This window comes from Paraflavisolibacter caeni (assembly GCF_025628885.1).
Taxonomy (GTDB): domain Bacteria; phylum Bacteroidota; class Bacteroidia; order Chitinophagales; family Chitinophagaceae; genus Flavisolibacter; species Flavisolibacter caeni.
Map to the genome: position 1 here is coordinate 134,428 of NZ_JAOTIF010000012.1, position 12,216 is coordinate 146,643.

The window sequence follows — 12,216 nt, forward strand, 5'->3', positions numbered from 1 at the left end:
AAAACAGCACAAAATGAAAACGAAATTCATAAGCATACTTATATTTTCAGTCTTTATAGCACAGGTATTTACGTCCTGCAAAAAAGATTTTCTGGATAAAGAACCATTGGATAAACTTTCAAGCAGCACTTTCTGGAAATCAGAAGCGGATGTACAGATGGCGCTTAGCGGTGTGTACGCAAGATTACAAAGCGGTTTTTACAGTCAATATAAAGTATGGCTGGATGCCTATTCCGATAATGCTTGGGACAGGTTTGATTATTTCGGGTTTAAAGCAACAACCCAGGGCATAATAAACCCCACCAGTGTTAATACTACGTTTTATAATACACCTTATCGCGGCATTTCCGCCTGCAATTACTTTTTGGACAACATTGGCAAGGCGCCTATTTCAGATGCTGCCAAAAACAGCTATTCAGCAGAAGTCAAATTTTTAAGGGGTATGTATTATTTTGACCTGGTGCAGTCTTTTGGCGGGGTCGTTTTATATAAAACATCACCGCCCGATGTAGCCAGTTCAAAAATTGCGCAAAGTTCAAAAGAAGATGTATTGGCCTTTGTTAAAGAAGACCTTGATTTTGCAATAGCGAATCTTCCTGATCAGCCTTATAACGGGCATGTGGTGAAAGGTAGTGCATTAGCCGTAAGGGCAAGAGTGGCTTTGTATGAAAAGAACTGGCAAAAGGCGGTGGACTTAACCAGCCAGATTATGAACAGTGGAAAGTTCAGCATTGCACAGGATTATAGTGGCCTGTTTCAAACAGCTACACAGCAGGGGAACCCGGAAATTATGTTTTCTACTAAATACCTGGCGCCAAACAACAACCAGGGAGGTTATGCCGGCTTTGATATTGAAGTTGGCTGGTGGGGAGCCGTACAGCCTTATCAAAATTTAGTGGATGAATATGAAATGACAAATGGTAAAATGATCACTGACCCTACTTCGGGTTATAATCCCTCCAGCCCTTACACAAATAGGGACCCTCGTTTACAAATGTCAATAGAATTACCAATAGACCCCACGTATCCCAATAGTGCACATGATAATAATACCACAGAGACTGGTTACCGGATGAAAAAATATACCAACCCCAGTAACTTTAGTTATACCAAAATGCAGAATACCGATCAAAATGTGGTGTATATCCGATATGCGGAGGTTTTGTTGATGTATGCAGAGGCAAAAAATGAATTAAGCGGTCCGGATGCAAGTATCTATACTGCCCTAAACCAGATCAGGCAAAGAGCAAGTGTGAATTTGCCGCCTGTAAATGTAATAGTGAATAATACACAAAGTTCATTGCGTGATTTTATTCGGCATGAAAGGAGAGTGGAACTTGCACTGGAAGGTCACCGGTATTATGATCTCAAGCGCTGGAACCTAATGGATGCAAAATTATCAGCATTAAAAAACCCTGGTGGTGTTCAGATGAAGTTTGGTGAAAAGAATAATGTGCTGCCCTTCCCGCAAAGTGAACTTGATAAGAATTTTAAATTGAAACAAAATACCGGATATTAATTAGCAGGCAAAGGCTCTGCTATCTGCTTAACAAATATGCAGGAATATGCCCGAACGTTGAATGTCACATTAAGCTTCCGAGCGGTAAAATCTCTGTTTCTGCAAAAGCAGATGGATTAACCGGAGATTCAATTGAAATCACCATTAAAAAGAAAGCCGATGATACCGGCAGTACAGTATAAGCAAAAGTGAATAATAAAAGTTGAACAGTATTAGGCAAGCAATCGTTATGCGCCCTGTGTCTACAGGGGGCTATTATCAAACTTATTATAAATAGTTCCTCAATTGTATACAGAAATATGAAACCAAATGTTAACCATACGAAAACCATTTTAATCATAGAAAAAACAAAGCTGCAGGTAGGAAAGGATATGAACCTTCTAGGTGTTACTACTGTATGGAGGAGGGGATAATGTAAAAATCGGTGCCTCCAGCCAGGACATCAAGCTCACCCAACCATTCACCTTGGCAAAAGACATCATGGTAGAAAGTGAACAAAGCACTTGTTCCCCAGGCAAAAATAAATGTGTTGCACCGCATCGACATTATAGTTTTCGATCTGTCTAATCCCTGTAAAAGGTTCCCGGCGTTGTGTAGTCAATATAACAATACGGTAAAAAGGCAAATACTTCTTTTATTAGCGCCAAAGCTAAAAGAAATAGCATTTATGAAATTTTTTCTAATGCTTACGACACCAGCTTTTGTATATCATTTTGAACTTCTATTGCGACGCTCTGTTCAACTCTCTGTTTTTCTATTCAACAAATATTTAAACAATTAAAGGACTAAAATCTTACAATTCCGCCCTGGTCCAGACCTCTGTCCGTCCTACAAGTGCTATTCCGATGTACCCTCTGACTTTCATAGTATTTTTGTCTTTTAGTGAAAGGTAGCAGCTATAAGTTTTGCCGCTTTCTGGATCATATATCCTGCCATTTTCCCACTCATCGCGTCCATCGAATTGAAATTCCCTCATTATTACCATACCCGTTACTGGCTGGTTGCGCTTGTTTTTGTCCGGATTTTTTGTATCCAGCTTTGGCTTGCCGTTGTTTGTTGGATATTTCAGCCAAACAATTTTACCATAATATTTTTCACCGGTCCTGTATATCCTAATTTTTGTGGGCTCATTACCCACCGTCATCCAAACCCCTATAATGTCATCGGCCTTCACTTGCCCACAGGTGCTGTTATTTAAGGAAAACATGAGGAGCACAAGTATTGTCAGACTCTTTCTCATTATTTTGGGTTTTAGTGTTATCTGTTTTCTTTCTGGAACAAACCTCTTCAAACCTCTGATCGTATTCCTGGTTTAGTGTTCCCATTATCCGGTCCCAGATTGTAAAATAAATTCCGTAATTGCCCTTAAAATACTTGTGGTGCATGTTGTGCGCTACTGAGGTGTTTATCCACTTTCCCAACCAATGTTTGCTGAATCCTTTGGGATACAGTTCAAATCCTAGATGTCCGTACACATTATAAATCAAGCTGAACAGGAAAAACAGCATTAAATGAATACTGTGTACCGGAATGGTAAATAAGAAAATGACGAAGATGAGAGATTCCAGGGCTGCTTCCAAAGGGTGGAAGGCGTAAGCAGCCCAGGGAGAGGGATTATGGGATCGATGATGCACCAGATGGATTCGTTTAAACAATTTTGGATGGTGCATAAGCCTGTGCGCCCAGTAAAAATAGGTGTCGTGCAGCAAAAGCATTAGTGGGAAAGCCAAAAGGGCATAAAGCCACCCATACTCCGATAGGTCTGAATAGAAAGTAGTATAAGGCTTTAAAGGAGTATAGAGTAACAACAGTGGAGGAAAAGAGAAAATGATAATGGAAAGGGTAGAGAAAAATATTTCCCTTTGGTAATCGGTCCGTTTTGGGAAGGTAATTTGAATCTTTTTATAGCTGATCCTTTTTTTTAAAAGCACATAAAAGATCAAAAAAGCGGGTCCAGCAATAAGGAAATATTTATCTGCATTATCCAACAATAACCAGGTGAATTTTTCCCAATTCATAATTTAAATTTTGGTTATCCGAAACTACAATGAAGTGGGTCAAGGAAAATTAACCCTGGTTAACTTCTTATTTACTGGCCAGCCTTTTTCGCAAACGGCTCAGGCTCGGCGCTTCAATTCCCAGATAGCCGGCAATGTACTTTAAAGGGATACGGTTAAACGCATTGGGATAGTCCTTTAAAAAGTTCAGGTATCTTGTTTCTAAAGACTGTATTTTACTAGCTTGTTCTGTCAGCAAAACAATTCTAAGTTCTTCAGCCAGGATTTGGGTAAACAGTGTTTCAAACTTTGCATTCAAAGAAAAGATCAGGGGCAGTTTTTCTTTACTCAACATCAGCATTTCGCAATCTTCGAGGGCGATGAAGTTTTTATGCGAGGGGACATGTTGGCTGATGCCTTCAGTATAGGTAAAAAAGCAACCTTCGAACGTGAAATTGGAAGCAATCTCTTTGCCTTCACTAAGTATGGTGCCAACAATAAGTCCTGAATTCAAAAAGCCAATAAACCGGCAGTATTCACCGATCTTAATTAAGTAATCACCCTTTTTATATTGCCGTACAGAGCTGTAGCCAAATGCTTTCTCTAAATCCTCTTCGGGAATCTGAATTCTTTGATTAATATACTCTTTTACTTTGGCGAACATGGTAGTTTACATTACTTGAAGATACTCAATGCTGAAGAAAAAGTGCTACTTTAAATGAGACACTATTGGATTGATTCCTCCCTTTATGTGGTTCGTTGCACTCTAATAAATGTGCTTCCGCATTGTAGCTAACGGTCAATTCCTTTTTTTCATCTGTGTCAATAGTCTTAATCATTTGCTCCTCATTCTTACAGGAAAAAATTAATGTATCCTTCTGCATATGATGTATGAATCTCCATGTTGTAGGACCTCTTCGTATTTGTCAGGTGCGAGACCTTCATAATAATACAGAACTTCAAAATCTGAAAAAACTTCACGAAGTCTATTTTTCTCAATGTAATATCTGATCTTACAGCAGTCTTCCTTTTTCCGGAAAGTATTAGGCTCAATCATTGCCTCTGTAGAAATATAATCGGTAAATTCCGGATCAAGATAATTTCGTAAGGACATAATAATAATACCTGCCGGTTTCACTGTGCGTTTAAGACAATGTAACAAGTATTCAAAATCACTTCGCCTCATACAGCAGCCTACAAGCAAACAGTTGATTACATCATAAAAATTCTGGCTATAATGGTATCTTATTACATTCCCATTCCTTACTGAAATATTTATAAGCCTGTTATCTTTTACATATGCACGCAAACGGCCTAAATAATCCTTATTATTGTCTATGGATGTAACTTGGAACCCTTGCCTGGCAAAGAATACACTGTCTGCACCTTCCCCGCAACCGACGTCAAGTAAACGTTTTCCATCATTTAGATAATGTAAAGCCTTTATGGCCAAAGGATCTGGTTTAAAAGGATTTTCAAATCCGTATTTAGTGCTTAATTGAGACGTTGAATAGCTCATCTTCCTAATTTGCCAGTTAATATTTTATAAAGAAGCAATCAGGCTTTCAAGCCGATTGATCAATTGGCGGTCATTAGTATTTGTTGAAAGTTGCATGATTTTTGATTTCAGCAATTGTTCAAATTCAATTCTTTCGAAACACGAAGGGCTTAAGCTTCCCTAATAAGCCCTTTTTAGAAGTATCTTCAATAAGAATAATTGTTATTTTACTTCCACCTGAATTGAAAACTCAATTGTTTTCGGCATAAGACACCTTTGGTTATCGCATGCCTGATAATTAAGTTTTGCCTGGAGCACATGCCTTTGCCTTTGAATGTTTCTATTTGTTTGTACCGTAATAATTATTGAAAAAACACCATCATAAACATCTAAATATGTGTTCGTTCCTTCCAATTGAAATTTGTTAGCCGGAGGAAATACTGTTCTTTCAACTCTTATCCCCTCATAAGTCTTTATTTCGAGCGTTGTTGGTATAATAAATTCGTCTTTGGTTTTATTAGCCTGAATGTGATAACCATTTTTTACTTCTAATTCAACTTTGATTAAAGAACGTTTACCTGCATAAACAATAGCTTCCGGCACCTTGACTTTTACAATATCAGAAACTGTCTGATGTCCCCAAAAAAGTTGAATCGGCAATATGAAAATCCACAAATAAGCCATATTTATTTTTCATTGCTTAATAGTTCATCTAATTCCTGTTTCAACTTGACCAGCTTTGCATCAAAATTGGTTGTATTGAGTAGCGAATAAAACCGGATCTTGCTCTCTTTATCAATGATCAGGTTGGAGGCAATAGGCACTTCATGTCTTGCAAGGTCTGGCTGAACACCTTCAGGTGCATACTTCGTGGAGATAGCGCCGTTTTCGTCAAGTAAGACCGGAAAGCTAAAATTGAACCGTTGAAGCCACTTTTCTATCAAGTCTCTATCCTCCTTTATATCTATGATCAGCACTTGTACACCCTTGTCCCTGTAAGCTTGATGAAGTTGTTCCAGATAAGGAGCCTCTGCATTACAAAATGGACACCAAGTGGTTGCAAAATGTATGACAACATATTTCCCTTTCAGTTGTTCGAGGGAATATGTTTTTCCATCAAGGCCAGTAAGTGTAAAAGCAGGCGCAATCTGCCCTATCATGGGTTGCTCCTGCTGTGCGTAAACTAAGTTTGGTAAGCAGGTTAAGACTATCCAATAAAGTGAGAAAAGTAGTGTTTTCATGAATTTCTTTTTTTTATTGCCAATAGAGAAATACTTTTTACACCAAATTGTTGTGAAGCTCCTTTTGCAGATTGGGATAAAAAATGATAGGGCGGGTTGTTTCTGATTTGCGCCAACTGGAATCCATTATTTTCTATTGCGCTTCTATATTGATCTTTTTGGCTGGCTCCTCCTATACAGGAAGCCCAAAAAGTGGTATTGCTCACAACTGCTGCCGGCAGTTGCTTTTCGCTAATGATATCCGCAATTGCCATACGCCCACCGGGTTTTAACACTCGAGCCGCCTCTGCAAACACTTGTTCTTTTTGGGCGCTCAGGTTAATTACCCCATTGCTAATCACCACATCAACACTTTGGTTGGGAAAAGGAAGCTGTTCAATATAACCTTTGTAAAAAGAAACATTTTCAAAGCCGGTTTCTTTGCGCAACCGTTCTGCCTTATCCAACTGTTCTTCGGTCATATCCACACCCCACACCTGGCCCGTCTTTCCGGTTCTCAAAGCAGCGATAAATACATCCGTACCCGATCCGCTGCCTAGGTCAAGCACTGTTTCACCTTCTTTGATAGCAGCTAAATCAAAAAAATAGCCTACACCGGCAAAGGATTCTACTGCTGCAGTAGGAATTCGTTCTAAGTCTATTAAAAGATAACCAAGATTTTCTGCCAGCTTCCGGCCTATGGAAAAATGGTATTCTTTTTCTGGATGCAGAGCTACATCCCGATACATGCTTTTTACTTTTTGCTCCAGATCCGTAGTATCGAATTGTTTGTTCTTGGTTGATTCCATATTAATAATTGGGGAGTGTTTATTAAAAAGACGCAAAGCCTTATAAAAAAGTTCCTGTAATCTAATGGGGCAGTTCTTGATCAGTTTAAATATGGGTATCTCCATTAGCTACTCATCCCAATGCGCTTTAGTCATGAAACAATTATTAATACTTGTTTTCCTTCATTGTTTATTTGCGTTAGCTGTTATCTTAACAAAAATTTGCTGAGGTATTCTTTTAAAACTATTCAATAATTATATTTAATAGTTGAATCGTTTATCTATATTTGTATTGCAAAACATTGGTTATGGACAAAAGGGAGTTTAAAGACAAGGTATATTCTGTGCTATCGCAAATGGTGAAAGCTATGGCCAACCCACACCGCCTGGAAATTATAGACCTACTGGGTCAGGGTGAACGGTCAGTAGAGGAAATCGCTAGAGAAACAAATCTCTCTGTTGCCAATGCTTCTCAGCACCTCCAGGTACTCAGGCAATCAAACTTGTTACAAGTAAAGCGGAAAGGCAATTTTATATACTACAGTCTGGCAGGCGACAATGTATACAAATCCTGGAAAGACCTTAGAGAAATCGGCTTGGAAAGCTTGGCTGAAATTGATAAGCTGATTAAGGATTTCCGTATACAAAAAAGCAGTTTGGAAGCCATAAGTTTTGATGAATTGATGACAAGGATGAAGTCGGGGAAGACCATTCTCCTGGACGTACGGCCAGAAGTGGAATTTAATTCTGGACATATTCCCGGTGCTGTCAATATACCAATTGAACAATTTTTAGATCGTACAGAAAAATTAAGTAAATCGAAACAATACATCGTCTATTGTCGTGGTCCTTTTTGTGTCTTTGCAGACGAAGCAGTACAGATCCTTTCTCAAGAAGGTTTTAAAGCAAAGCGTTTACAGGAAGGTTTCCCGGATTGGAAAGCTAATGGACTTCCAGTTTCCTCTATTCAAAACTAATAAAATTCATTAAATAATGAATAGTACACCCCTTATCTCCACAGATTTATTAAGGCAAATGCTCAACAAAGGAGAACCCGTCAATGTTATAGATATTCGACCCATGCAGGAAAGAGCAGAATGGATGATACCAGGAAGTATTCATATAGATGCCTATCATCGGGTAAAGCAGCATGATGCATCCGTTTTTGAGGTTGTTCATCTTGACAAATCTGTGCCTGTTGTTACCGTTTGTGCAGGAGGTAAAGCAAGTTTAGTAGCAGCCGATATGCTTCGCCAGAGAGGTTATAACGCTTTTTCATTGCAAGATGGCATGAAGGGATGGAGCCTTGCCTGGAATACAGCCTACAAACAATATGAAGGCTTTGAATTGTGGCAAGTCAGACGCACAGGCAAAGGCTGCTTATCCTATATTATTGCATCAAACAAAGAAGCTGTCATCATTGATGCTTCCCTTCCTGTTGAGGTATATACTCAATTAGTTAATCAGCATCACCTCACAGTAAAGTATGTGCTGGAAACCCACATCCATGCCGACCACCTTTCCAGGTCAAGAGAAGTAGCAGCGCATTTTAAAGCGCCGTTGTTTCTGCCGGTCCCCAATAAAGTGCAGTTTGCTTTTAATCCAATTAAGGAGAATAACACTTTTTTTATTGGTAAATTGGTAATTCAATCTTTACCTACTCCTGGCCATACTTTGGACAGTTTCAGTTTCTATATTGCTGATAAAATAATATTTACTGGCGATACACTTTTTACTAATGGAGTAGGGCGCCCCGATCTGAAAGCAAACCCTGAAGAAACCAGGGAAAAAGCAAGGCTTTTATACCATTCATTAAATAAATTGCTTGCACTGCCTGATAGTGTCATTGTACTTCCAGCCCATACCAGTCAACCAGTGAGTTTTGATGATATGCTCGTGCAAACCACTATAGATGAAGCCAGGAAGAATATTGCACTATTGCAAAGCAGGGAAGAAGAGTTTATCAATTCACTACTAAAAAAAATACCTGACACACCACCTAATTTCCTTTCCATCGCAGAGAAAAATCTTTTGGGCAACTATGAAGGTATTAATCCAATTGATCTGGAAGCAGGTGCTAACCGTTGTGCTGTTTCCTGATCATAATTGCATTAATACAACACTTATTTAATCAAAAAAAATCAAAGCTCTAAATGAACTCTTTAAGTAAGAAAACAATCCGAATCCTTTCATGTGCCTTAGTTATGGCAATATTTATTGTTGCAACAGCTTTTGCACAATTTCAAGATGAACCCTGGAAACCAGAGCAACTTATGGCTCCCAGCGTGTTGGCTGAAATGATCAATAAACCCGGTAGTGAGCTCCCGCTCATTATTAGTGTGGGCCCTGCTGGTCTAATAAAAGGTTCTGTAGAAGCCGGGCCAACGAGTGAAAAACAAAATTTAAAAAAGTTAGAAAAATTGCTTGCAAATGAAAGCAAAAGCAGAAGTATCGTTCTTTACTGCGGATGCTGTCCTTTCATAAATTGCCCTAATATCCGTCCCGCCTTTTCACTGCTCAATAAAATGGGATTCACCAAACATAAGCTACTGAACTTATCTCGTAATGTAAAAGCTGATTGGATAGACAAAGGTTATCCGGTAAATAAATAATACGGAATGGATGCTAAAAATAGAATAACCAACAATGTCTTTGAATGGTTTTGGTAATACATTTTGAAAAGTCGTAAGCATGAAAGAGATACAACTTGGACTAAAAGAGAATTGGAAACAATTTACATTGCTTGTAATCATTAATTCTTTTGTCGGCGGTATGGTAGGTTTGGAAAGAAGCATCCTCCCAAAAATTGCAGAGGTAGAATTTCATATTGCAGCCAAAACAGCCATCCTTTCATTCATTGTAGTATTTGGCATTGTTAAAGCCGTTGCTAATTATTTTACAGGAGCGTTAGCTAATAAAGTCGGAAGAAAAAACCTCCTTATAATTGGTTGGCTCTTTGGCATTCCTGTTCCTTTTATCTTAATGTTTGCTGAGAACTGGAACTGGATCGTTGCCGCTAATGTTTTACTAGGGATTAACCAAGGGCTAGCGTGGAGCTGCACTGTGGTTATGAAAATAGATCTCGTTGGCGAAAAGCAAAGAGGATTTGCAATGGGCTTGAATGAATTCGCCGGTTACCTGGCTGTAGCTGTTGTTGCTTTTTTGACTGGTTGGATCGCTTCTGAGTATGGCCTGCGTCCCTATCCTTTTTATATCGGTGTAGTCTTGTCATTAATGGGTTTCTTTGGAAGCTTGCTATTGGTAAAGGATACAAAGCACCACGTTGCTGCAGAAACCGGCAGTAGTAAGATACCAAGACTCAATAACATTTTCTGGCAGACAACCTGGAGGGATAAAAACCTAGGCTCCGTTACACAGGCTGGGCTTATCAACAACCTTAATGATGGGATGACTTGGGGAATCTTTCCAATTTTATTAGCCTCAAAGGGCTTTTCACTTGAACAAATTGGCATCGTAACAGCCATCTATCCTGCAGTTTGGGGTGTAGGTCAGTTGTTTACCGGCACGATGGCTGATCTTTTCTGTAAAAGAAATATGCTATTCCTTGGCATGCTGCTACAGGGTATTGTTTTGATAGCTTTATTATTTGCCACAACCATGTTTCATTTTATAGCACTTTCTATACTGCTAGGTTGGGGAACAGCAATGGTGTATCCAACCTTTTTAGCCACTGTTGCTGAAAACACACATCCCCAGGATCGCGCAAAAAGCCTGGGCATATTTCGTCTTTGGAGGGACTTGGGCTATGCCATTGGTGCTATTCTTACAGGTATTATAGCTGACACCTTAGGGCTCTCAGCTTCTATTTTAATTATTGGATTATTAACAATAGCTTCAGCCATGATTATCTTTTACCGTATGAAATGCTTTAACCCTGCATCTCTGCATAGCGGTAAACCAATCATTGCATAGTTGAAATAAAAGAGCATCGCTGCAATGTGACGCTCTTTTCCTTTGGTTCATCTAATTATTTGAGCTAGTTACTAGTTATTAACATGAAATTACAGGGCCATTAGTGCTAAAGAAAAAAGTAACTTCTCCATTTGCATTAATGGTAAGATGCCAATCATTCTCTAGATTAAAATTATCTAGGCTGCCGATAGAAATATATTTAATTGTTCCTCTCTGCTGGAAAACTATTTGTTCGTTAATAAAACTACCGTTATTCGTATAATTAAAGGTCTCCGTGGAAATATATTGCCTACCAGAAGTTAGCCCCACGCCTTTAGCATTTGATGTATTATAATGCAAAGAGAAGGTCGCTTTATTATCATTAATAACTCCATGGACACTATAGTGTCCTGTACCACTAAATACAACCCATTCACCTGTGCAGTCATTCCATGCATTCCATTGTATTGCAAATGTTTCGGCAAAATTAAATGGTGTTCCACTTTGTGCAATGGCGCTTGTATATAGTGTTTGTCCCTCTGCAAATTGTAAGGACTCTTTTTCGCAAGAGCTAAATGCTATAATAGCAATTGCTGTACAAACAAAAAGCTTTTTCATATTTCATTTTTTAAGAATCATAAAGATTTATTGAAACGTTCAACTTCTTCAAGCATGTCATCTTCTATCCTGATTAGAATTACATTTTTGTTGTCTTCAAGGTAAGCTACCCAAACGTTTCTATCCTCCTGGTTGATGTATATGACATGGGTGATGTTGTAATCAAAATAATCCGGGTGTGTTTTGATCCTTTTCCTGATTTGAGCTGGTAGATGTCTTTCATACCCATGGCTTACATGATATAACATGTAACCGTTTTTGTAAAATAATGCGTTGCTTTGCTGATCCTTCATCATGAAGCTTACAAAAAAGTTTTCATCAAGCTTCGTCCAGTTGATGTCTTTAACATCTTGAAAATAGTGGTAAAATGCATCCAAAACTTTGGGGCTTACTTTTGCATGATTCGTTGTTGCCACCACATCAGGTAACTTAACCATTTGATTTTCTTGAGCAAGACAGAGACCAGAAAACACTAGTGAAATAAATATTGTTTTAAGAAATAAAAATAGTTTCGGTTTCATGGCTTTAATTTTTGAAGGAATCTATAACAATTGACTCCAATAAAGGTATATTAGTCTTCCTCCTAAGTCCAGTATCAATGAGTGTTTGAATTGAATGAGTATGCAGTTGGCCTTTAGGGAAAATGAATGGCATCCTTATCACT

At 38.6% G+C, this 12,216-nt stretch carries 14 protein-coding genes; 5 read left to right on the top strand and 9 right to left on the bottom strand.

Features of this window, described 5'->3' with window-relative positions:
* Positions 1–13: 13 nt before the first annotated feature.
* On the top strand, positions 14–1,519 hold the full coding sequence (locus OCK74_RS15280) for a RagB/SusD family nutrient uptake outer membrane protein (RefSeq protein ID WP_279297922.1): 1,506 nt from the start codon (positions 14–16) through the stop codon (positions 1,517–1,519).
* 793 nt (positions 1,520–2,312) lie between these two features.
* On the opposite strand, the gene OCK74_RS15285 is transcribed toward OCK74_RS15280, so the two are convergent.
* The 7 genes from OCK74_RS15285 to OCK74_RS15315 form a co-directional block, all read right to left on the bottom strand.
* Entirely contained in the window at positions 2,313–2,759 is a 447-nt protein-coding gene (locus OCK74_RS15285; RefSeq protein WP_279297923.1) for a DUF2147 domain-containing protein, read from the bottom strand.
* Complete coding sequence (locus OCK74_RS15290; RefSeq protein WP_279297924.1) at positions 2,710–3,537, bottom strand: sterol desaturase family protein; 828 nt, start codon at positions 3,535–3,537, stop codon at positions 2,710–2,712. Before OCK74_RS15290 ends, OCK74_RS15285 begins: the two co-directional genes overlap by 50 nt.
* Positions 3,538–3,604: 67 nt before the next feature.
* Positions 3,605–4,180 (bottom strand): Crp/Fnr family transcriptional regulator, encoded by a 576-nt coding sequence (locus OCK74_RS15295; protein ID WP_279297925.1) that lies wholly within the window; start codon positions 4,178–4,180, stop codon positions 3,605–3,607.
* 201 nt (positions 4,181–4,381) lie between these two features.
* Positions 4,382–5,035 carry a class I SAM-dependent methyltransferase gene (locus OCK74_RS15300; protein ID WP_279297926.1) on the bottom strand — a complete coding sequence of 218 codons (654 nt, stop codon included), beginning with the start codon at positions 5,033–5,035 and terminating at the stop codon, positions 4,382–4,384.
* 201 nt (positions 5,036–5,236) lie between these two features.
* The gene (locus tag OCK74_RS15305; RefSeq protein ID WP_279297927.1) at positions 5,237–5,698 is read right to left on the bottom strand and encodes a protein-disulfide reductase DsbD domain-containing protein; all 462 of its coding nucleotides are present in this window, start codon (positions 5,696–5,698) and stop codon (positions 5,237–5,239) included.
* A 2-nt stretch (positions 5,699–5,700) separates the two neighbouring features.
* A complete protein-coding gene (locus tag OCK74_RS15310; protein WP_279297928.1) occupies positions 5,701–6,255 on the bottom strand; it encodes a TlpA family protein disulfide reductase in 555 nt (184 codons plus the stop codon).
* Entirely contained in the window at positions 6,252–7,043 is a 792-nt protein-coding gene (locus tag OCK74_RS15315; RefSeq protein ID WP_279297929.1) for a methyltransferase domain-containing protein, read from the bottom strand. Before OCK74_RS15315 ends, OCK74_RS15310 begins: the two co-directional genes overlap by 4 nt.
* 287 nt (positions 7,044–7,330) lie before the next feature.
* Between OCK74_RS15315 and OCK74_RS15320 the strand changes: the two genes are divergently transcribed.
* The 4 genes from OCK74_RS15320 to OCK74_RS15335 all read left to right on the top strand — a co-directional run bounded on the left by OCK74_RS15320 (position 7,331) and on the right by OCK74_RS15335 (position 10,955).
* Positions 7,331–7,999: a metalloregulator ArsR/SmtB family transcription factor gene (locus OCK74_RS15320; RefSeq protein WP_279297930.1), complete on the top strand. Its 669-nt coding sequence runs from the start codon at positions 7,331–7,333 to the stop codon at positions 7,997–7,999.
* Positions 8,000–8,015: 16 nt separating this feature from the next.
* Positions 8,016–9,122: an MBL fold metallo-hydrolase gene (locus tag OCK74_RS15325; protein ID WP_279297931.1), complete on the top strand. Its 1,107-nt coding sequence runs from the start codon at positions 8,016–8,018 to the stop codon at positions 9,120–9,122.
* Between the two features lie 53 nt (positions 9,123–9,175).
* On the top strand, positions 9,176–9,634 hold the full coding sequence (locus OCK74_RS15330) for a rhodanese-like domain-containing protein (protein WP_279297932.1): 459 nt from the start codon (positions 9,176–9,178) through the stop codon (positions 9,632–9,634).
* A 79-nt stretch (positions 9,635–9,713) separates the two neighbouring features.
* Complete coding sequence (locus OCK74_RS15335; RefSeq protein WP_279297933.1) at positions 9,714–10,955, top strand: MFS transporter; 1,242 nt, start codon at positions 9,714–9,716, stop codon at positions 10,953–10,955.
* Between the two features lie 78 nt (positions 10,956–11,033).
* Here OCK74_RS15335 and OCK74_RS15340 read toward each other — a convergent pair whose 3' ends face one another.
* Both OCK74_RS15340 and OCK74_RS15345 read right to left on the bottom strand, forming a co-directional pair.
* Positions 11,034–11,552 (bottom strand): hypothetical protein, encoded by a 519-nt coding sequence (locus OCK74_RS15340; protein WP_279297934.1) that lies wholly within the window; start codon positions 11,550–11,552, stop codon positions 11,034–11,036.
* A gap of 17 nt (positions 11,553–11,569) precedes the next feature.
* Entirely contained in the window at positions 11,570–12,073 is a 504-nt protein-coding gene (locus OCK74_RS15345) for a hypothetical protein (protein ID WP_279297935.1), read from the bottom strand.
* Positions 12,074–12,216 lie beyond the last annotated feature (143 nt).

What these genes read in the sequence shown, in the direction of transcription:
- OCK74_RS15280 (WP_279297922.1), top strand. Translation starts at nt 14, where the DNA reads ATGAAAACGAAATTCATAAGCATACTTATATTTTCAGTCTTTATAGCA.
- OCK74_RS15285 (WP_279297923.1), bottom strand. Translation starts at nt 2,759, where the DNA reads ATGAGAAAGAGTCTGACAATACTTGTGCTCCTCATGTTTTCCTTAAAT.
- OCK74_RS15290 (WP_279297924.1), bottom strand. Translation starts at nt 3,537, where the DNA reads ATGAATTGGGAAAAATTCACCTGGTTATTGTTGGATAATGCAGATAAA.
- OCK74_RS15295 (WP_279297925.1), bottom strand. Translation starts at nt 4,180, where the DNA reads ATGTTCGCCAAAGTAAAAGAGTATATTAATCAAAGAATTCAGATTCCC.
- OCK74_RS15300 (WP_279297926.1), bottom strand. Translation starts at nt 5,035, where the DNA reads ATGAGCTATTCAACGTCTCAATTAAGCACTAAATACGGATTTGAAAAT.
- OCK74_RS15305 (WP_279297927.1), bottom strand. Translation starts at nt 5,698, where the DNA reads ATGGCTTATTTGTGGATTTTCATATTGCCGATTCAACTTTTTTGGGGA.
- OCK74_RS15310 (WP_279297928.1), bottom strand. Translation starts at nt 6,255, where the DNA reads ATGAAAACACTACTTTTCTCACTTTATTGGATAGTCTTAACCTGCTTA.
- OCK74_RS15315 (WP_279297929.1), bottom strand. Translation starts at nt 7,043, where the DNA reads ATGGAATCAACCAAGAACAAACAATTCGATACTACGGATCTGGAGCAA.
- OCK74_RS15320 (WP_279297930.1), top strand. Translation starts at nt 7,331, where the DNA reads ATGGACAAAAGGGAGTTTAAAGACAAGGTATATTCTGTGCTATCGCAA.
- OCK74_RS15325 (WP_279297931.1), top strand. Translation starts at nt 8,016, where the DNA reads ATGAATAGTACACCCCTTATCTCCACAGATTTATTAAGGCAAATGCTC.
- OCK74_RS15330 (WP_279297932.1), top strand. Translation starts at nt 9,176, where the DNA reads ATGAACTCTTTAAGTAAGAAAACAATCCGAATCCTTTCATGTGCCTTA.
- OCK74_RS15335 (WP_279297933.1), top strand. Translation starts at nt 9,714, where the DNA reads ATGAAAGAGATACAACTTGGACTAAAAGAGAATTGGAAACAATTTACA.
- OCK74_RS15340 (WP_279297934.1), bottom strand. Translation starts at nt 11,552, where the DNA reads ATGAAAAAGCTTTTTGTTTGTACAGCAATTGCTATTATAGCATTTAGC.
- OCK74_RS15345 (WP_279297935.1), bottom strand. Translation starts at nt 12,073, where the DNA reads ATGAAACCGAAACTATTTTTATTTCTTAAAACAATATTTATTTCACTA.